Source organism: Sphingomonas insulae, assembly GCF_010450875.1.
In the GTDB taxonomy this organism is placed as follows: domain Bacteria; phylum Pseudomonadota; class Alphaproteobacteria; order Sphingomonadales; family Sphingomonadaceae; genus Sphingomonas; species Sphingomonas insulae.
In genome coordinates this window covers 135,390-154,068 of record NZ_CP048421.1, presented here as the reverse complement: position 1 = coordinate 154,068, position 18,679 = coordinate 135,390, and the positions used below count along the sequence as shown (strand labels likewise).

General features: G+C 63.5%; 14 protein-coding genes. 12 read left to right on the top strand and 2 right to left on the bottom strand.

Features of this window, described 5'->3' with window-relative positions:
- Positions 1-157: 157 nt before the first annotated feature.
- A complete protein-coding gene (locus tag GTH33_RS01480) occupies positions 158-835 on the top strand; it encodes an antitoxin Xre/MbcA/ParS-like domain-containing protein (RefSeq protein ID WP_243848466.1) in 678 nt (225 codons plus the stop codon).
- A 9-nt stretch (positions 836-844) separates the two neighbouring features.
- Entirely contained in the window at positions 845-1,420 is a 576-nt protein-coding gene (locus GTH33_RS01475) for an RES family NAD+ phosphorylase (protein WP_163956729.1), read from the top strand.
- A 187-nt stretch (positions 1,421-1,607) separates the two neighbouring features.
- Here GTH33_RS01475 and GTH33_RS01470 read toward each other — a convergent pair whose 3' ends face one another.
- The gene (locus tag GTH33_RS01470; RefSeq protein ID WP_208404215.1) at positions 1,608-3,752 is read right to left on the bottom strand and encodes a hybrid sensor histidine kinase/response regulator; all 2,145 of its coding nucleotides are present in this window, start codon (positions 3,750-3,752) and stop codon (positions 1,608-1,610) included.
- Between the two features lie 326 nt (positions 3,753-4,078).
- Here GTH33_RS01470 and GTH33_RS01465 point away from each other — a divergent pair, with 326 nt between their 5' ends.
- Positions 4,079-5,782 carry a M61 family metallopeptidase gene (locus tag GTH33_RS01465; protein ID WP_163956728.1) on the top strand — a complete coding sequence of 568 codons (1,704 nt, stop codon included), beginning with the start codon at positions 4,079-4,081 and terminating at the stop codon, positions 5,780-5,782.
- A gap of 137 nt (positions 5,783-5,919) precedes the next feature.
- On the opposite strand, the gene GTH33_RS01460 is transcribed toward GTH33_RS01465, so the two are convergent.
- A complete protein-coding gene (locus tag GTH33_RS01460; RefSeq protein ID WP_163956727.1) occupies positions 5,920-6,546 on the bottom strand; it encodes a TetR/AcrR family transcriptional regulator in 627 nt (208 codons plus the stop codon).
- A gap of 132 nt (positions 6,547-6,678) precedes the next feature.
- Here GTH33_RS01460 and GTH33_RS18260 point away from each other — a divergent pair, with 132 nt between their 5' ends.
- The 9 genes from GTH33_RS18260 (at position 6,679) to GTH33_RS01415 (ending at position 18,579) form a co-directional block, all read left to right on the top strand.
- A complete protein-coding gene (locus GTH33_RS18260; RefSeq protein WP_163956726.1) occupies positions 6,679-6,972 on the top strand; it encodes an NmrA family NAD(P)-binding protein in 294 nt (97 codons plus the stop codon).
- A 23-nt stretch (positions 6,973-6,995) separates the two neighbouring features.
- Positions 6,996-7,604 carry an NmrA family NAD(P)-binding protein gene (locus GTH33_RS01450; RefSeq protein WP_276508907.1) on the top strand — a complete coding sequence of 203 codons (609 nt, stop codon included), beginning with the start codon at positions 6,996-6,998 and terminating at the stop codon, positions 7,602-7,604.
- 873 nt (positions 7,605-8,477) lie between these two features.
- Positions 8,478-8,735, top strand: coding sequence for a hypothetical protein (locus GTH33_RS01445; RefSeq protein WP_163956725.1), 258 nt, complete (start codon positions 8,478-8,480; stop codon positions 8,733-8,735).
- 98 nt (positions 8,736-8,833) lie between these two features.
- Positions 8,834-9,325, top strand: a complete 492-nt coding sequence (locus GTH33_RS01440; RefSeq protein ID WP_243848465.1) for a helix-turn-helix transcriptional regulator — start codon at positions 8,834-8,836, stop codon at positions 9,323-9,325.
- Between the two features lie 59 nt (positions 9,326-9,384).
- Entirely contained in the window at positions 9,385-9,696 is a 312-nt protein-coding gene (locus GTH33_RS01435) for a hypothetical protein (protein ID WP_249054820.1), read from the top strand.
- A 466-nt stretch (positions 9,697-10,162) separates the two neighbouring features.
- Positions 10,163-10,621: a MarR family transcriptional regulator gene (locus tag GTH33_RS01430; protein WP_163956723.1), complete on the top strand. Its 459-nt coding sequence runs from the start codon at positions 10,163-10,165 to the stop codon at positions 10,619-10,621.
- Positions 10,622-10,988: 367 nt separating this feature from the next.
- Positions 10,989-12,227, top strand: coding sequence for a plasmid replication protein RepC (repC, locus tag GTH33_RS01425; RefSeq protein ID WP_163956722.1), 1,239 nt, complete (start codon positions 10,989-10,991; stop codon positions 12,225-12,227).
- Positions 12,228-12,796: 569 nt separating this feature from the next.
- The gene (locus tag GTH33_RS01420; protein WP_243848464.1) at positions 12,797-13,738 is read left to right on the top strand and encodes a replication initiator protein A; all 942 of its coding nucleotides are present in this window, start codon (positions 12,797-12,799) and stop codon (positions 13,736-13,738) included.
- Between the two features lie 617 nt (positions 13,739-14,355).
- The gene (locus tag GTH33_RS01415; protein ID WP_163956721.1) at positions 14,356-18,579 is read left to right on the top strand and encodes a strawberry notch-like NTP hydrolase domain-containing protein; all 4,224 of its coding nucleotides are present in this window, start codon (positions 14,356-14,358) and stop codon (positions 18,577-18,579) included.
- The last annotated feature ends 100 nt before the right edge of the window (positions 18,580-18,679 follow it).

Sequence of the window (18,679 nt, the reverse complement as noted above, 5' to 3'; positions counted from 1 at the left end):
AGGCTCGGCGTCGTTCGGGTTGGTTTCGTGCCGGACCGGCAGCGCGTATTCCAAGTTTACCCGCGCGCGCGGCAGCCAGGTCACGGCAGCCAGACGTTCGAGAACTAGACAATCCGTTCAATCTGCACTATGTGGGCAATAACGATCGGAGGCGACAATGAGCGACGCAGCGCTGACGCTGGATGTGGATGACGTCCAAGCCGTGTTGCGCGGGCGTAACCCGCGCGCGCCGGCTGCCGAGATCAAGACGATGGCGCGGATCGTGTCGATCGCGGTCGATGTCATGTCGGGGCTTCCCGCCGTAAGCCTGCGCGGGTCCGCCCGCGAGCATAAGCTGCGCGCCGCGCTCGAGCAGGTCGCTCTCCAGTTCATGCCGACCGCGACGAAGCGGGACGAACCCGTCGAACGGACCCAAGGGAGTGGTCTTGGCGACGTGCTCAGCCTGTCCGAGGGCCGCGCCCGGCTCGCCGCTTATGCGGCGCCCAAGTCGATGGAAGGCTGGGCGGGGCCGGTCGGGGGTGCGAGCGACATCGAGGCAGCGTTCGGCGTCAAGCGCACGACACTCAGCACCTGGTATAAGCAGGGCGCCGTCATTGGTCTGCTGCGCGGACAGCGCAAGCTCGCCTATCCGCTCGAGCAATTCATCGACGGCCGTCCCCTTCAGGGCATCGCCGACATCCTCTCGGTCGCGCCGGACGCACGGTCGGCATGGCTGTGGATGCGACAACCGCATAGTGCGCTCGACGGGCAGACGCCGCTTGCCGCGTTGCGCGCGGCGAAGCAGGATCAGGTGAGCGCCATCGCCCGGCGGGACTTTGGGCGCGAAACCGACTAGTCGCGCGCCATGGCGCTCGATCCGATGATCCTCAAATCGCTGACGCGACAGGTCGAACCTGTGGACTATTTGCGGTGCACGCCTTGGGCACGACGCAAGACGCCGCTTGGCATGGGCTTCGGCGAAACACGGTTCGCCAGTCCCAGCAACTCCTTCAAGCTCCTCTACATCGCCGAGGATCTCGCAACATCGATCGCCGAGGCGATTATCCGCGACCGCTTCGAGGGGAAGACGGCGCGTGTCTTGGCGCAGTCTGACGTCGACGACTGGGGCGTGTGTGAGGTTTCTGCCACCCACCCGTTGCGCCTGCTTAGTCTGCGGGGCGACGCCTGTTTCAAGCTCGGCATCTCGACCGACATTGTCGGTGCCAAGGCGCATGACGAAGCCCGCGCGTTCAGCCAAGAGCTATATGAAAGAACCGATCTCGACGGGATCGTCTATCACTCCCGGCTCCGCAAGAAGAACTGCATGGCCATCTATGACCGGGCGGTGACGCCTGGACTCCGCGCGCAACCGGTGGTCCAGATCGAGCGGCTTGCTGCGCTGGTCCCCGCCCTCAATTCCTTGAAGACCCAACTGATCTGATCCGAAAAACGAAGGGATGGTTCCGGTTAAGGTCGGTGAGAGACGGGTCGAGATCGTAGTTTAAGCCCGCAACCGTCCCGATTGGGATCCCAAACGAGACAGCGCCGGCCGTCTCGTCGGTCGTTCCCAATCGAGAATGCGGAAGGGTCAGCCAATAGGTGCGCTGACGTCCTGGACTGGCCAAATCCTACCCGACGATCAGTTCGCGAATGCGGGCGGCTAGCGTGTCGAGCGAGAAAGGCTTTCCAAGAACCGACATGCTGGCGTCAAGATGCCCGTGGCTGATGACGGCCGTTTCCGCATAACCGGTGATAAACAGCACCTTGAGGTCGGGGCGGTTGGTTCGGGCCGCGTCAGCCATCTGTCGTCCGTTCATGCCGCCCGGCAAGCCCACGTCCGTCACGAGCAAGTCGATCCGTGCATCGGATTGCAGGACCTGAAGCCCTCCGGCACCATCAGCCGCCTCGATCGCGGTATAGCCAAGATCGCGCAGCACGTCGGACACAAGCATCCGGACGGTTGCTTCGTCATCGACAACGAGAACGGTCTCACCTTCCCCGGCGGGCGGCGAACGAAGCGAAGGACGATCTTCGGAGGAGCTGGCTTCGCCCGCATGACGCGGCAGATAAACGCAGACGCTCGTGCCTTTGCCGATCTCCGAGTGGATGCGGACCTCGCCGCCGGACTGCTTGGCGAAGCCGTAAATCATCGATAGCCCGAGGCCGGTGCCCTCGCCGAGGGGCTTGGTCGTGAAGAACGGATCGAACGCCTTGGTAATGACCTCCGGTGCCATGCCGACGCCGGTATCGGACACGCAGAGCGACAGATAGTCGCCTTCGGGCATGTCGAGGCGCTTGGCGGTGAGGGGATCGATGGTCCGGTTCTCGGTTTCGATCGTGATCCTGCCGCCGTCCGGCATCGCGTCGCGGGCGTTGATGCAAAGATTGAGCAGGGCGTTTTCGAGTTGGGAAGGATCGACCAGCGCCGCCCAGGCGTCGACGGCCAGCGCAGGCTCGACGAGGTTAGCCGGCCCTACGGTGCGCTGGATCAGGTCGAGCATACCGCTGACCATCGCGTTCACGTCCGTTACCTTAGGCGCAAGCGTCTGCCGCCGCGAGAAGGCCAGGAGGCGGTGCGTCAACGCCGCTGCCCGCTTGGCCGCGCCCTGCGCGGCGGTCATGTACTTCTCGACATCCTTGAGCCGGCCTTGGCCGATCCGCAGCTCCATCAGGTCGAGCGAGCCAGCGATGCCGGCCAGGAGGTTGTTGAAGTCGTGGGCCAGCCCACCGGTGAGCTGCCCCACCGCCTCCATCTTCTGCGACTGGCGTAGAGCTTCCTCCGCCTGCATCAGTTCGCCGGTGCGCGTCTCGATGCGCTGCTCCAAGGTCTCATTGAGGTGGCGCAGCTCCGCCCAAGCGCGATCTCGCTCCTCGATCAGGCTACGCCGTTCCTCAACGTCGATCAGCACGCCGGGGAAGCGCAGCGCGGTTCCGTCCGCGGCATGTTCGACATGGCCGTTCGCCTCTAGCCAGTAATATTGGCCATCGGCGCGGCGGACGCGGTACTGATGGGCGTAGCGACCGCCGCGCTGGACTGCCTCTTCGATCGCGGCCGCAAGCCCGGCCTGATCGTCGGGATGCACCGTCTCGACGACCTGTGCGAGGCTGATGCCGGTCCGGCCGAGTGCCGGATCGAGGCCGAAGTTGACCGCGAACGCTTCATCGACGGTGAAGCGATCGGTCGGAGGGTCCCATACCCAGGTGCCAAGGATCGCACCGGCGGCAAGTGCGAGCTGGATGCGCTCGCCGTTCACAATCTCCGCCGAAGCCTGGTCTCGAAGGCCTTGCTCGGTCGCGTCGCGCCGGGTCTCCTCCTGAAGCTGCGCGCCGACCTCCGTGTTGACGCCGAACCAGCGCACGACACGCCCCGATCCATCACGCAATGGCGTGATCCGGGTCAGGAAGGGCCGCAACACACCATCGGCGCCACGCAACGGATACACCATCTCGAACGGCTCGCCCGCCCGAATGCTGGCCTGTATACGACCCGTGACGAGGTCGACCTGATCGGGGTCATGGACCGACTGCCAGCCAAAACCCTCCATCTGCTGTGGTGTGCTACCGCAATAGTCGTGCCAGCGACGATTGTACCACACTCTGTAACCATCGGCCCGCGCCATCCAGCATAGGACGGGCAGGTTGTCCGCGAGGAGCTGGAAATCTGCAGCGTCGGGCGCGGCCCCAAGGTTGCTCACCAGGCCGCCCACCGGCTTGTCGGTGCGCCAGTAGGTCTCGGCATGGCCGACATGTTTCGGTTCTATCGTCTGCTCCACGAGCGGATCATGGCACAGGACCTATCCGCATGCTTGCCCTTTGTTTGCAAAAGGTTGGCTTCTGAGAAGCAGACGCTTTTCCCGAAATACCATCGAATCCGAGAACGCCCGCATCGTCTCGATCGTCCTTCCCAATTGGGAAGGCGTGGAGTTTCCCTGAGGTGCCCGATCGTGGCCGAAATGGCGGAGCGCTGATCGGTTGCGCATCATGATGCTGGCGCGTTTATCGCCTCGTATGGCAGGCCAGCACGAAAGAGCGTGATCGCGGTACGAATGTGAAAGACCAGGACTACAGGATGAAGCCAACGACTAAACCATTGCGGGTGATGACCTGCGTTCTGGCGATCGGAGCCTGGCCTGCTGCTGCGATCATGGCCGAAACGCCTGTCACGCCGTCGCTCACCGTTCGACTGCGGCCCGAGCCTCCTGTTGATGGATCACTTCGCGGGATTGAGGCGACGGTCATGGTAGAGGACGAGTCTGTTCCCGCCGGCGGACGGATCGCGATGCTCCCGGTCGTGACCAGCGCACTGACGACCAGTGCTTCCGGCATTGCCGGCTTTGCGATGTCCGACGCGCGCGGTAGCGTGCCGATACGCACGCAGGACGTAACGCAGACTCCTGACAACATCGATCGGTATTGGATCGCAGATCGGGCAACGGCCGGCACTTTGACTTGGAGCTACCGCGTCGCCGTCGATCCGGCAAAACCTCTGCTATCGCTGCCTATGTACGAACTGCGTAGCAGTTATGGTGCGCTATCTGGAGCCGGGAAGGCATTTTTGGCCTTGCCAACAGACGCGGTAAAGCGGCGGGTGAGCGTCCGCTGGGATCTCCGCAGCTTGCCGGCAGACGCGGTGGGTTTGTCGAGCTTCGGCGACGGCGACGCGGATTCCAATATGGACCTGACCGCCGAGGAATTGTCCTCCACCTATTACATGGTCGGCGCGCCGGGTCAGTTTACGGCACCCACCGGTGGCTTTTTCGCCGGGTGGCAAGGACGCCCGGCGTTCGACATGGCCGGGCTGATGCGCTGGTCGGCGAACCTTCACGGCTATTACGGGACGTTCTTCCGCGATCCCAAGCCGGTGTTCGGCATCTTCGGCCGGAGCAACCCGAGCAATCCCGGCAGCGGCGTGGGGCTGACCAACTCGTTCGCCTTCACCTTCGGTGACACCACCACGGCGGCCGAACTGAAATCAATGCTCGCGCATGAGATGCTGCATGTCTGGGTATCATCGCTCGATACCGTCGGCGACGAGGATTCACTTGCCGGATCGTGGTTCGGCGAGGGGTTGGCGGTCTACTACCAGCGCACATTGCCCTATCGGGCGGGGGCCTTATCGGCGGACGAATTTCTGGCCGATCTCAACCGTACTGCGAGCCGCTATTACACCGACAGCATGATTGCCACGCCGAACGACCGGATACCAGGCGCCTTCTGGAAGGATACGCGGGTGCGGGTGCTGCCCTATGACCGCGGATCGCTGTATTTCGCGAAGCTCAACGCGCAGATCGTCCGCAAGTCCGCAGGTCGGCGTTCGCTCGATGATCTTGTGGTGTCGCTCCTTGCGGAACGCCGCGCCGGCCGTCCGATGACGATCGATACCTGGGCGACGTTCCTGCGCCGGGAGCTGGGCGATGCCGGCATCACCGAATGGCGTGCGATGCTGGCTGGGCAGCCGATCGAGCTGGCGTCGGATAGCTTCGGCCCCTGCTTCGTCAAGAAGACGGTGCCGCTCGGCGAGTTCGACATGGGCTACGACTTCGTCGCGAGCAACGCCAACGGTCGGATCGTGCAGGGACTGAAGCCGGGGTCAAATGCGGCGCTTGCCGGTCTGCGCAACGGCGACGTCGTGAAGAAAGGCGGGGCGGGCGATGCCACGCAGGAGGATCCAAGGGCAATGGTCATGCTTCAAGTGGAGCGCGCTGGTCGGCCGATCACGATCAGGTACAGTGCGCGCGGGCGCAGCCTTTTGATTCCGCAATGGATCACGGTCCACAGCAGGAAAGGTTCTTGCGCGCTGTAGGATCGTACAAGAGCGGCGGTGGTCGATCATTGCAATGTCGGCCAATCCAATTCCCGTAACTCGATGGTGTTTCGAGAAACGCTAATTGTATTCTAAGGTTATCCGCCTCTAGGCTCTGGGCGTCAGTCCATTCGTATCTAGGCCGAGCTACGCGTCCCTGTCAGCAGCAGCAGCAGCCCGTGATCGACAAAGCTGGCGAGACGGTCGCGTGGGACTGGGTTACCGGCTGGCCCTCCGTGATGGGCAAGAAGCGCGACCACTGTATCGGCCATCACATCGATCTCTATCTCTGAAAGGGGCGCGTGCCCCGCTTCTGCCGCCCGCCGAGCCAGTCCCTCCAGTTCCACCCGAATAAACTTCCAGAACCGTTCGCTCAGGGTTCGATAAAGGTCCGGGTGCAGCCGGGCCATTTCCATGGTCGCGGTCACGATCTCGGGACGGTCATCGCAATTGCCGGCCTGCTCCATCAACGCGAGCAGATCGCCGCGCAGTGACAAGCCAGGGTAACGCGGTGCCGTCATCGGCCGCAGCGTGGCGACAGCATCGGCTATCAGGTCCGGCTTCGCCGTCCAGCGCCGGTATAGCGTCGCCTTCGACACCCCTGCACGCGTCGCCACATCGGTCATCGTCAGAGCGTGATAGCCCTGCTCGGCGAGCAATTCGAGCGCTGCGTCGATGATGAGAGTATCGCGGCTGATGTCCTGTGCGCGGCCACGTCGCGAAGGGAGCAAGCGATGCTGATGGCTTTGAGCCTGATCGTTCATGGCATCCATATAATCGTAAGAGTTACGAAACGCAATTATACCGAAACTCTTGCGTTTCGTATAAGGCGCTGCCATCTGGGTTCGGCATATGTCGCGTGCCGAAAACGCGTGCGCTCAAGGAAAGGCTTTCCCATGACGAATTTCGATATTGGCCCAGTCCTCGTGACGGGTGCCTCCGGCAACCAGGGCGGCGCGGTCGTCCGAGCGCTGTTGCAGACCGGCCGCCCGGTCCGCGCGCTGGTCCGCAATCCCGATGCGGCCTCGGCCCAGGCGCTGGCCGCGCAGGGCGTCGAAGTCGTCAAAGGCGATTTCGATGACGCCGCCAGTCTCGATGCGGCACTGGTCGGGGTGGCCGGTGTGTTCTCAATGCAGATGCCCTCGCCCCTAATGATCCTGAATCGGAGATCCGTACCGGCAAAGCGCTAATCGAAGCTGCCCATCGGTCGGGGGTGCACACGATCGTCCACACCTCGGTCGCGCGTGCGGGCGATCAGGAAAGCTTTATCGGTTGGAACGAAGGCCGTTGGGAGCCGACCTACTGGGAAGGCAAGGCGGCCGTGAACGAACTGGTCAAGGAGCAGGGCTTTCGCAACTGGGTGATCCTGAAGCCCGCCCTGATGATGCACAACCTGCTGCCGCCCGTGGCCGACTTCATGTTCCCGTCGCTGTCACAGACCGGGGAGATCGATACGGCTTTCGCGCCGGACACCAAAGTCGATTGGATCGCGGCGGAGGACATCGGCGCGTTCGCTGCTGCCGCCTTCGCCGACCCGGAGCGGTTCCACGGACATGAGATCGATCTGGCGGCCGAGGCCGTCACCATGAACGTGCTTGCGGCCAAGATCGCAGAGGCCACCGGCAAGCCGGTATCTGCCGTCGCTTCATCGAAGGAGGAGTTGGTCGCGCGGGGCTACCATGCCGGCGTCGTCGACATGCAGGTGTGGAGCAACGTCGAAGGCTACAAGGTGGACCTCGATGCTGTGCGACGCTGGGGCGTGCCCCTGACCTCACTCGATGCGTTCGTCGAGCGGAACCGCGACAGGTTCGCTATCGGCTGAACGCTTCAAAAACCCACCGTATCAACAGGCGCTGGCCAACCTGCTTTGCCGGCGCAGCCGTAAACCTTGACCGTCTGCGCTGGCAAAGCGGGCTATTGATCCCACAAAGGAAGGTGGAGGGAGACGGTTGGAGTCTCGCTCGATCCCATGAGTCGCAGGCGACCGGCTTTCCCGAAACGTGTTCCCGAATGGATTTTCCCAAAACTGCTCGTGGAACATGGAGAAACGGGACGCTCTGCAAAGGGACGTTTGAGTGACAGAGCGCCTGTCCGGCTTGATTCGCATCGACGGTGTCACCTAACCCGTTAGGCGGTCTATGCGCTCTGCTTGATCCCGGCTCGAGGCGGAATGACACTCCAAGGCCAGGCCCTTCGCGTACGATGAAGTGCCGTCGCCCGCGACCGCAGATCACGACCGTCCTGTTGGCGAGTACGCTTCTGGCAGCGCTGGCAATCGGCAGCCTTGAGGTCGTTCGCTTGTTTTGTCGCTGGCGCTTCGAAAAGCTCAATAGGGCCAGCGCGGTGATCAGCGAACGCTGAACGGCCTCGTCAGCGGCATTCCGGTGCGCTCAGTCGGAAACGGCATCTAGCTATACCAACCGTGAGCACTCTGTGCGATACCGGTCATGCAAGGGCGGCTTGAACACCGACCCCTGTCCGCATGTGCGGTCGAAACACTGGGTCCCCGGCTACGTCGGGCGGCCCACTGAATACAATACCTAGCGTTGGCTTGCCGGCGTGGGGAATACGTGGGGCGTGGTTACCAGTGTTCCCGCGTGTTCAACCGTCCCGGCTGCGGCGGTTGGAGGAGCATGTCTTGGGACCGCCTCGAGAGCGAACGAGATCGCGCCTGCTTGGCCGGTTGAGACGCCTATTGGATCCGCCAGCAGATCCAAGCGCGCAGCCGTCGATCCAGACGCTGATCGATGCGCACGGCAAGGTCCTGGCGCTCCTTGCGATCGTGCTGGCTCGCCAGGAGGTAATCGGCTGTGACGAGTTCGCCGACACCCTGGCCGGCTTGGCGGCCGTCACACAGTCCGATCATCCGGACGAGGCTGGGCTCCTGGCCAGGTGGGCATCGGTCGTGAAGGAGGCCGCGGGGACAGTCGGCAATCCGCCGGTGCGACACTGAACCGAACAGCCGTTCAGCACACAATCGTTCCGGATCGGCCGGAAACGGGCCAAAATGTGGACACGGATCGTTCCAATTTCGTTGTTTAACATATGGGCATGACGGGCACCGAATCATCTCCGACACCACAGACTGATCCCGTCCCAAGCAAGTCTATAGGCGAAATCCCGGCAAGCCCCCTCGATCAGTTGTCCGAACGACAGCGTGCGTATCTCCGCCTCGTCCATGAACATCGCACGTCGCAGGAAATCGGCTTCCTGGTCGGAGCAAGTGGGAGGGCGGTCGATAAGCAACTGCAAAAGGCCAAGGATTTCCTGGGCGTCACCAGTCGCTTCGAGGCAGCCCGCCTTCTGATCGAACATGAAAGCGGGGTAGAAAGGCTCTACCCTGCAAACGATCTACCTTCCTCGCCACCGCCCTTCCCGCTTCCATTGCCCCTGCCGACCAGCGAGACGGCAGTGAACATGCTCACATGGAAGCAGGTGGTATCGTGGAGCGCGATCATCGCGATCGTGACCCCCATCGGACTGACCGTTGCGGCCATGGTGATCGTGGCGCTCATGCTCCTGATCGGCCTCAAGGCAACATAGCGGGCGCGAGGCGACCGTGAGGAGGTACAGTGCAGGCATTATCGAACGCGAGCAGGGTGGTGGCGAACGAACTGCGCAAGGCAGAGCAATCCATCAACGTGGCGGCGCGCGACACCGCGCAGTTTCTGGTCACGACGCTCGAGGCGACCGAAGCGCATCGCCTCTCCCCTGCGATGGCTCACCGTACGGTCAAGGCGACCGTCGCAGCGCTCGCAGCTCTGGTCGAAGGGCAGGAGCAGATGGCGATGCGCGCGCACCTCCTGATCGAGAAAGTCGGCAGGCAGCTAGGGCTCGATGAAACGAGCTGGGGTGAGCCCACGCCGAAACCAGCTATGGCGACACTTCAGGAGCCCGCGCGCGAATCCGCGTAGGTCTACAAGGGGGACGAATGTCGCTGTCGCTCGCTCTGGCACTTCTATTTGACGCCACTCTGGTGACGATCTGTGGTTATGCCCTTGTGCGTGGCGGCCGACCGGAGCGTTTGGGCGCTGCGATAAACTTGGCAGCGACAGCAGCGACACTCTTCTTTAGACTACGAAGTTCGATGCATCTCGTCCCGTTAGACATGGCGATCATGTTGATCGATCTGTTCGTGGCCTGCAGCTTCTATTGGCTTGCTATCACGACCGTCCGTTTCTGGCCGATTTGGGCAGCAGGCTTCGCGCTTGCCGACCTCTTCATGAGCTCGAGTGGCGCCCTGCTGCCTCAAGTTCCCCTATTTGCCTATCACACCGGGCTCGGAATCTATGCGTATCTCGCACTCGGAGCCCTCGCACTTGGCACGTTCCGACTGCCTCGAAACGCTGAGCCCCATCTTCGAAATGGATCCAGACGATCATGGATACGGCACCTGAAGGAGACGAGCTGATCGACGTCGTCGTGCGGCTTCCGCGCAAGGCGATCGAGGAGACATTATTATCGACGCCCGCGTCCGAGATGGCCCTGGCCGACCGCCGGCTCGGTGAGGCCAAGGCACTGCTGACCGGACGTCGTCAGCGCGTGGCGTGCTTCGCCGGCGTGCGCTTCCATGATCCGAGCTGGGAGATGATCCTCGAGCTTTACGTTGCCACCCGCGAACGCCGGCCTCTCGCCGTGTCGCAGCTCTGCAGCCTGAGCGGCGGTTCGACGACGACGGCCCTGCGCCATATCGAGCATCTGGAGGCCCTGGGCTATATCATCCGGGAAACCGATAGCACCGACCGGCGCCGCGCGAACGTCATGATGCAGCCGGCGCTCGCCGCGGCAGCCGAGCAATGGCTCGATCTCCAGCTGGCCGCCTTGCGCCTTGGCTGCTGACCACAATCAATTCGATCGATCTGGCAGTTTCGTGCGGTAAAGCACGAGAATTGGTTGCCCTTTCGTTCGGTAAAGCACGAATCAACCGTCTTGAAGCGCCGGGGGCATTCGATGCCTTGTGATCATGCTGCCGAACCGGATGGTTTTCGGATTCGCAGCGTAACGGGGAATGCGCTGTGACCACATAAAGAATGCCCGGCACGAGGCCGGGCACCCTGCGGAGAACCGCTACCCCACGCCGCCAAGCGTGAAGCCACTTACGAAGTTGCTCTAGGTAGCACCCTCCCCAGCCCCGTTCAAGATCGCGCGCCTCGCGCCACGCCTTCGTTTTGCCTGGTGACGGCCTCCAGCCACGGAGTGTCGAACGATGTCCTATACCCAAAGCGCCTTTACCGGGCGAACCGGGGCCCGCCCGATTTCCGCGTTGGCTCGTCATATCGAGCGTGAACTGGCCACGCGCATCGAGAGCGCCGGAGAGGTCGACCGGAACGAGCTGTACCGCGTCCTCGAAGGCGCCAAGACCGCGATCGGCCTCAGCGCGTCGGCGCTGGAGACCCTCAAGCATCTGATCGGCTACACGCGTCCCGCCGACTACAAGGGCGATGCCCGCCCGATCGCATGGCCCAGCAATCATACGCTGGCCGAACTCGCGGGGGTCACCGAGAGTGCGATCAAGGCGCGGCTGCGCCAGCTTCGCAACCTCGCTCTCATTACCATGCGCGATTCCGCCCATGGTCGTCGGCGTGGCCAGCGCGGGGAAGATGGAGAGATTGTCAGCGCTTACGGCATCGATCTCTCGCCACTTCGTGCCAGGTTCGACGAACTGAAGGCCGCCGCGGAGGCGCACAGCGCGTTCTCGCGTCTGGAAAAGCGCGGCCGCCAGGAGATCGCGCGCGTACGCCGTATTGTAAGCCAAGCGCTCGCACAGGCTGCCGACATGGGACTGACGGGGCCGCACTGGTTATCGCTCCAGGATGCTATCGAAGCAGTCGCTAGCCTAGCTGCAGTTGCCCGATCGACGCGTGACATCGCGAATTATGAGGCGGCGCTTCATCGACTTTCTGGTGTTGAAGACTTGGTTGGCGAGACCATCGATGCGTTCATGTTTTCACAGGATATAGACGCCTTGGGGTCAAAATCCTCACCCTTCATACATATACAAACCAGACCCCTTCCTGATTCCGTATTGGCTGAACGTGATTGTAGTTCTGAGCTCGAAGGGAGCGCTCCAGCCGAACCGGACCTCCCAGCCTCGCCGTCCAACAGCGCATTCAAGACATCGCCGCGAGAGCTCATGGAGATGTTCCCGACGACGGCGATGTACGTCGATCGCGAGCGCCCTGGTTGGATCGATCTGCATAGAGCCGCTGCGCGACTTCGGCAGGACCTCGGCATCCGAGCCGGGACATGGGTTGACGCGCTCGACCAGCTCGGTGCCGATGGGGCGTCCGTTGCGATGATGATCACAGCCGAGCGCGGCGCGCGGGACGAGATCCGCCTCACGCCCGGCGCCTATTTCGCGGGCATGGTGACGCGCGCACGTCGCGGGGAGCTGGACCTCCCGAAGAGCCTCTGGGGCTTTCGGACCAGGCCGGTCCTGCAGTGACCGAAGACCACCGGTGGCGCTCTTCCTCGTCGCGGACGAACCTTTTGTGCGGTAAAGCACGAGTCGGTTTTGCCGCGGGGTTTGCCCCTCTCGCGACGCGATCACTCCCTTTCGTGCGCTATTTCAATCCATACTCCATCTCACTTGGGCAGGTTTCGAGGAAGCCGCTAGCATTCCGGGACGGGCCTTTCGTGCGCTTTCCGCTCCGATCGGGATGCGCCCCGGGCGACTTCCGTGCGGTTTCCAACCCAGAAAGGCCTCTGAGCATTGACCCGGAGGCCCATTCTGGCCCCATTTTGTCGAAGGATGCCGATCGGGGGACGAACGATCGGACCCTTTCGTGCGGTAAAGCACGAATTCGAGGGTGGTGGTCGGTGCGAATCGGCGCGAAGGTTCGAAACCGCGAGGCGGCGCTGCAAATCGGGGTGAGTGGATCGGAATCCGACCTCATCTGAGCGTCCCCAACGGCTAATGCTCGTGCTTTACCGCACGAAAGCCCCTTATGTGGGCATCCGGCGTTGCGTCGGGGCAGTGATGTCGGCCATCACTCTCGACCGAGGAGTCCCCCGATGGCGCGACCCATGGAGTTGCAAGGTAACCTGTTTACGCTCGACAGCCCCCTGCTCGGCGAGATCCTGGGCGAGCGTACTGTCGCGGAATTTCCGTTCTTCGCACTGAAGAAGGCCCGTCAGCTCGAGCCGATGATCTTCCAGGCAGAGGGCGTGAGCATCGAGCTGTCGGCGGGTAAGCACGGCATCGCGACGATCTACGACAAGGAAATCCTGCTCTACGTTGCCAGCATCATGACGGACCTCCGTGATCGCGGTGGTGAGCCGGCGCGGACGATCCGTTTCACCGCCCATGATCTGTTTCGGATCACTGGCTCGAACGCGAGCAAGAGATCCTATGCGTACCTGATCGATGCGCTGCGTCGGCTCAGAAACACCGTCGTCGAAACCAACATCAAGACGGGTGGGGAAACGCAGGAAGACAACTTCTCGTGGCTCGATCGGTTCAGGGTGGTCTACGCTGAAGACTCGCGAGGCGAGAAGCGGGTCAAGTATATCGAAGTGACGGTGTGCGACTGGTTCTATCGGGCCGTGTTGCGCGACCGCCGCCTTGCCGCCTATGACTTGGACTATTTTACGCTGACCCCCATCCAGCGCCGTCTGTACGAACTCGCGATGTTTCATTGCCAGCCCGACCAACCCTTCACGCTCGATCTCGAAACGGTCGCCCTGCGGATGGGATGTGGCGCCGCGCGACTGCGTAACGCGCGTGCTGAGATCACCAAGGTCGCGGACCTGGACAGCCTCCCCGGCTACTCGCTTTCGCTGCACAGCGAAAAAGTACCGACCGCGGGTCGTCCTCGCCTGCAAACCTTCGTGACCTTCACGGCACACCAGGCCCAGCGCCCTCGCCCGATCCGGCCGCAGGTCGCATTGCCGGTAAATGCCGATGACGTGCGGATGGACGAGCAACTGAAGGTGTACGAGGACGCCGGAGAATAATCTGCCGCGCTGGGGTTTCGCGGTTCACCCAGGAACGCCGCCTACAGCGATTGAACCTGTAGACGCATCTACGGCCCAGGCTGCTCGGGCACGTTTTCGTTGATCAACGTCGCAACGGTTTGGCTGTGAAGGTGATCCAAATCGAAGCTCTTGGCGGCAGCTTTCTCTGATGCCTCTGTAGCCATCGAGCCGATCTGTGATCCAGGCGATCGACCGGTGCAAATCGACCCTGCACCTTGTGCGCGCGTCTAGTCCCATGCCGAGCGCGAAGCCGGTGAAGTGGTGGGAATCACGGCTCTGAAAATAGTGATCCCGCCATCGTCGAACGGTTACGTGTAACACATTGGAGACAGCGCTCGCGTGGGTTACACGTAGGGGCGCTTCGTCGAAAGCTGTGCGGCTCCGCCAAGGCGTTATCTGGACCGCACGGGTGCCGCGCGCTCGAGTCAGTCTGAAAGGCCCGTCCGATCGCACCGATAGCAACGCGGTACATCGACGATGCCGTCCTCGAACGTCCTGACGCAGCTGCGAATGCCGTCTTCGCAAGCATAGAGGAGAGGGAGCCTTCGGCTTGGCGATCCGGTGATGAGCACCGGTCGACATGAAGGAGGCCCTCGATGCGCATCTCGGCTGCAGCTCTCGAACTTGATTTCACCGAACCGTCGATCACCGCCGCCAAGGCGGTTGCCGACACGATTGCCAGGAACGGATCTCTCCAGCGCGACGCGCTGCTGTGGGTCATGGAGCAAGCCCATGGCGGATCATCCGCCGATGGCCGCTGGTCGATCCGCGACGCCTTCGACATGCTCGAACTGGCCGAAGTCATGCACCTGGCAAAGGCAGACCTTCCCGCCGACCCGGGCGCTTGCCTCGCGGCGCTCACTGACCTGGTCGTCAATCTGCCGACCCACACGGTCCGCAGCGAAGAGCAGATCGAACTTCAGCAATTCTCGACCCCGGCGCCGATCGCTTACCTCGCGACGCTCGCTGCCCGCATCGCGGCCACCGATCTGGTGCTCGAACCCTCTGCTGGCACCGGGCTCCTTGCGGTCTTCGCGCGCCGGGCGGGGGCGCGCCTGGTCCTCAACGAGATCGATCCGGTTCGCGCCGAGATGCTTGGCGCCGCCTTTCCCGGCGTGCCCGTCACGCGACACGACGCCGAACTGATTCATGACCTGCTGGCGCCGAGCATCCGGCCGACAGCCGTCCTCATCAACCCCCCATTCTCGCGCAGCATCGGCCGCCACGCCGATCCGCTTGCTGCCTTCCGGCACCTTCGCGCCGCGCTCATGCGGCTCGGTGCCGGGGGCCGCTGCGCGGCCATCGTCCCCGATCGCGCCGACACGTCGAGCCGGGCCTGGGCCAAGGCGATCGAGGGGTGCACGCTGACGCTCCACCTCGAGCTGCCGGCGAACGCCTATGCCAAGCATGGCACCAGCCAGCCCGTGAAGATCGTGGTGCTGGAAAAGGGTGCCGGCGCGTCTGCCGAGCTGATCCGATGCGGGTCGCTGGTCGAAGCGCTCGCCGCGATCGAGGCCCACGCCGTCTCTCCGTCACCCGCTGCCGCAATGCGAGCATCTGCTCCTCAGCTGGTTCGCCCGAGTGGGCGTGGCTCGCTGCTAGGCGGCCTCGCCAGCAAGCCGCGCCTCGCCGCCCCGACCCCCAAATCCGCGCTGGCGCTTGTCGCGCGACCAATCGATTACACCGTCTTTGCCGAGCCGGTTCCGACCGGCGAAGCCGTCGGCGTGTACCTGCCCTATCGGCCGAGCCGGATCGCCATCCCGTGCGCGTCGATGCACCCCACCGCGCTGGTGGAGTCGATCGCCATGGGTTCGATCACCGCGCCACGACCGTCCTACGTCCCTACCCTCTCGCAGTCTGTCGTCGACGCGAAAACGCTTTCCGACGCCCAATTGGAAACGCTGATCTACGCCGGCGACGCCTTCGAACGCGACATCCCCGGCTTGTTCAAGGCCGTCGAAGAGGGCTTGTCGCTCACGCCCGATGAGGCAGGCCGTCCTTATCGGACCGGCTTCTTCCTTGGCGACGGCACCGGCGCCGGCAAGGGCCGCCAGGTCGCCGCGATCGTCCTCGACCAGTGGCTGCGCGGCCGCCGCAAGCACATCTGGATCTCGAAGACCGAGACCCTCCTCGAGGACGCGCGCCGCGACTGGACCGCCGTGGGCGGTCTCGCGCTCGACATCCAGCATCTCAACCAGTGGAAGCTCGGCACCCCAATCGGCGCCGGTGAGGGCATCCTCTTCCTCACCTATGCGACGCTGCGCTCCAATCGCGGCGACAAGGGCAGCCGGCTCCAGCAGATCCTCGAATGGTTCGGAGACGACTATGACGGCATGGTCGTGTTCGACGAGGCGCATGAGATGGCAGGTGTCGCAGGCGGCGAAGGCCGCTTCGGCACCAAAGACGGCTCCGACCAAGGGATCGCCGGTGTCCGATTGCAGAACCTCCTACCGCGCGCCCGCGTCCTGTACGTGTCTGCGACCGGCGCGTCCGACGTCAACAACCTCGCCTATGCGACCCGGCTCGGGCTCTGGGGTCCCGGCACGGCGTTCGCCGATCGCAAGGCGTTCGTCGAATCCCTGCGCCGTGGCGGGATCGCGGCGATGGAGCTGATCGCCCGTGACCTGAAGATGCAGGGGCTCTATGTCGCCCGCGCGCTGTCTTTCGCCGGCGTCGAATACGACATCCTCGAACACCAGCTCACGCCCGACCAGATCGAGGTGTACGACGCCTATGCCGATGCCTGGGCGATCATCCACGCGAACCTGCGCGCTGCACTCGATGCCACCCGCGTCACAGACAGCTTCTCGAACGATACCTACAACAGCGGCGCCAAGGCGGCCGCGTTGTCGATCTTCGAGTCCACCAAGCAGCGGTTCTTCTGCCAGCTCCTGATCGGCATGAAGCTGCCGGCTCTGATCCCCGCGATCCGCGCCGACCTCGACCGCGGCGAGAGCGTCGTGATCCAGCTCGTCTCGACGTCCGAGGCGATGCTCAACCGGGCACTGGCGGCGCTGACCATCGAGGAACGGGCCAATCTCGACATCGAGTTGTCGCCGCGTGAGTTCGTCATGTCCTATCTGACGGCTGCTTTCCCAGTGCGGCAGATGAAGACCTTTGTCGATGACACCGGCAAGATCCGCTCCGAACCGATGTCGGGCGAGGACGGCCGTCCTGTGTTCAGCCAGGAGGCGCTGGCGATGCGCGACACCCTGGTCGAGCAGCTTTGCGCCCTCCCGATCGTCGGCTCCGCCCTCGATCACATCATCGGGCATTTCGGCACGGATGCCGTCGCCGAGGTCACGGGGCGCAGCCGGCGCGTCTTCATGGACCCCCACGGCCGCCAACGCGTCGAAAGCCGCAGCCCGCGCACCAATCTCGCCGAGACCGACTCCTTCATGCGCGGTGCCAAGAAGATCCTGATCTTCTCCGATGCTGGCGGCACCGGCCGCAGCTATCATGCAAGTCTTACCGCTGAGAACCAGTCGCGGCGCAATCACTATCTCCTCGAGCCCGGTTGGCGTGCTGACGCCGCCATCCAGGGACTCGGCCGGACGCACCGGACGCATCAGGCGACCGCGCCGCTGTTCCGACCGGTGTCGACCGATTGTCGGGGCGAGCGACGCTTCATCTCGACGATCGCGCGCCGGCTCGACAGCTTGGGCGCGCTCACACGCGGCCAGCGGCAAACGGGCGGACAGGGCCTGTTCGACCCGCGAGACAATCTCGAAAGCGACTATGCGAAGGAGTCGCTGGACCAGTGGTTTCGCCTGCTTGCCGATGGCAAGCTGCGCTCGACCACGCTCGACCAGTTCCAGAAGCTCACCGGCCTCGAGCTGGAGGGCGAAGGGGGTGGTCTGAAGGAAGACCTGCCGCCCATCCAGCGCTGGCTCAACCGCATTCTGGCGCTGCGGATCGCGCTCCAGAACGCGATCTTCGACGAGTATCTCGGCCTGATCGAGGCGCGCATCGAGGCGGCCAAGGAAGCCGGCACGCTCGATCTGGGCGTCGAGAGCATCAACGCCGAGCGAATTACGATCCTTGATCGCACCGTCATCCGGCGCGACCAGACCAGCGGCGCCGAGACCGAGATCCTCCGGCTCGAGACCGAGGAACGCTACAAGCCGCTCGCGCTCGAGCCCGCGCTGCGCATCCTCGGTGATGACGCGCGGCCCATCGTCAACCGCAAGTCGGGCAAGGCCGCGATCCGGTGCAGCACCTACTCTCTGACCGACGACGATGGCGAGATTGTGCGCCGCGACGAGCTGGTCCGCCCGACTCGCAGCGAGCGAATGCGCCAAGACCTTCTCGTCGAGACGATGTGGGAGGAGGCTAGCGAGGAAGAGTTCGCCGCTCTGTGGCAGGCCGAGGTGGCGGAGATGGCGGGAAAGACCCGCATCAGCACGCTCTATCTCGTCAGCGGGCTTCTGCTCCCCGTCTGGGATCGCCTGCCCGACGATCATGTTCAGGTCTGGCGGCTCAATACAGACGATGGCCAGTCCTTCCTTGGCCGGATCGTCCCCGCCCCTCTCGTCTCCAAGCTCGCGGACGCCTTTGGGATTGCCGCTACCATCACCGTCTCCGGCGCTGACAGCGCCAAGCACGTTATGGGCACCCGAGAGATCTCGACCGTGGGCGCCTATCGCCTCAAGCGCAGTCTGGTTGCCTCCCAGCAGCGCCTCGAATTGCTCGATTGGCCACACACGCGGCTCGCCGAGCTGAAGGCGGCCGGATGCTTCACCGAGATCATCCAGCACAAGACGCGGATGTTCATTCCGCTCGCGACCGCCGCGGCCGTGATCGACCGCATCACCGCCTAACCGACACCGGGCTTTCTTCCCGATCATCAAAGGGAGGGGAGGGAGCCTTCGGCTTTGTGAGCTTGGAGGATCAGGCTCGCGTGACGGTCGGAACGGCCGC

Bases quoted from the DNA above. Each gene is read 5' to 3' on its own strand.
- GTH33_RS01480 (WP_243848466.1), top strand. From the start codon at position 158: ATGAGCGACGCAGCGCTGACGCTGGATGTGGATGACGTCCAAGCCGTG.
- GTH33_RS01475 (WP_163956729.1), top strand. From the start codon at position 845: ATGGCGCTCGATCCGATGATCCTCAAATCGCTGACGCGACAGGTCGAA.
- GTH33_RS01465 (WP_163956728.1), top strand. From the start codon at position 4,079: ATGACCTGCGTTCTGGCGATCGGAGCCTGGCCTGCTGCTGCGATCATG.
- GTH33_RS01460 (WP_163956727.1), bottom strand. From the start codon at position 6,546: ATGAACGATCAGGCTCAAAGCCATCAGCATCGCTTGCTCCCTTCGCGA.
- GTH33_RS18260 (WP_163956726.1), top strand. From the start codon at position 6,679: ATGACGAATTTCGATATTGGCCCAGTCCTCGTGACGGGTGCCTCCGGC.
- GTH33_RS01440 (WP_243848465.1), top strand. From the start codon at position 8,834: ATGACGGGCACCGAATCATCTCCGACACCACAGACTGATCCCGTCCCA.
- GTH33_RS01430 (WP_163956723.1), top strand. From the start codon at position 10,163: ATGGATACGGCACCTGAAGGAGACGAGCTGATCGACGTCGTCGTGCGG.
- repC (WP_163956722.1), top strand. From the start codon at position 10,989: ATGTCCTATACCCAAAGCGCCTTTACCGGGCGAACCGGGGCCCGCCCG.
- GTH33_RS01420 (WP_243848464.1), top strand. From the start codon at position 12,797: ATGGCGCGACCCATGGAGTTGCAAGGTAACCTGTTTACGCTCGACAGC.
- GTH33_RS01415 (WP_163956721.1), top strand. From the start codon at position 14,356: ATGCGCATCTCGGCTGCAGCTCTCGAACTTGATTTCACCGAACCGTCG.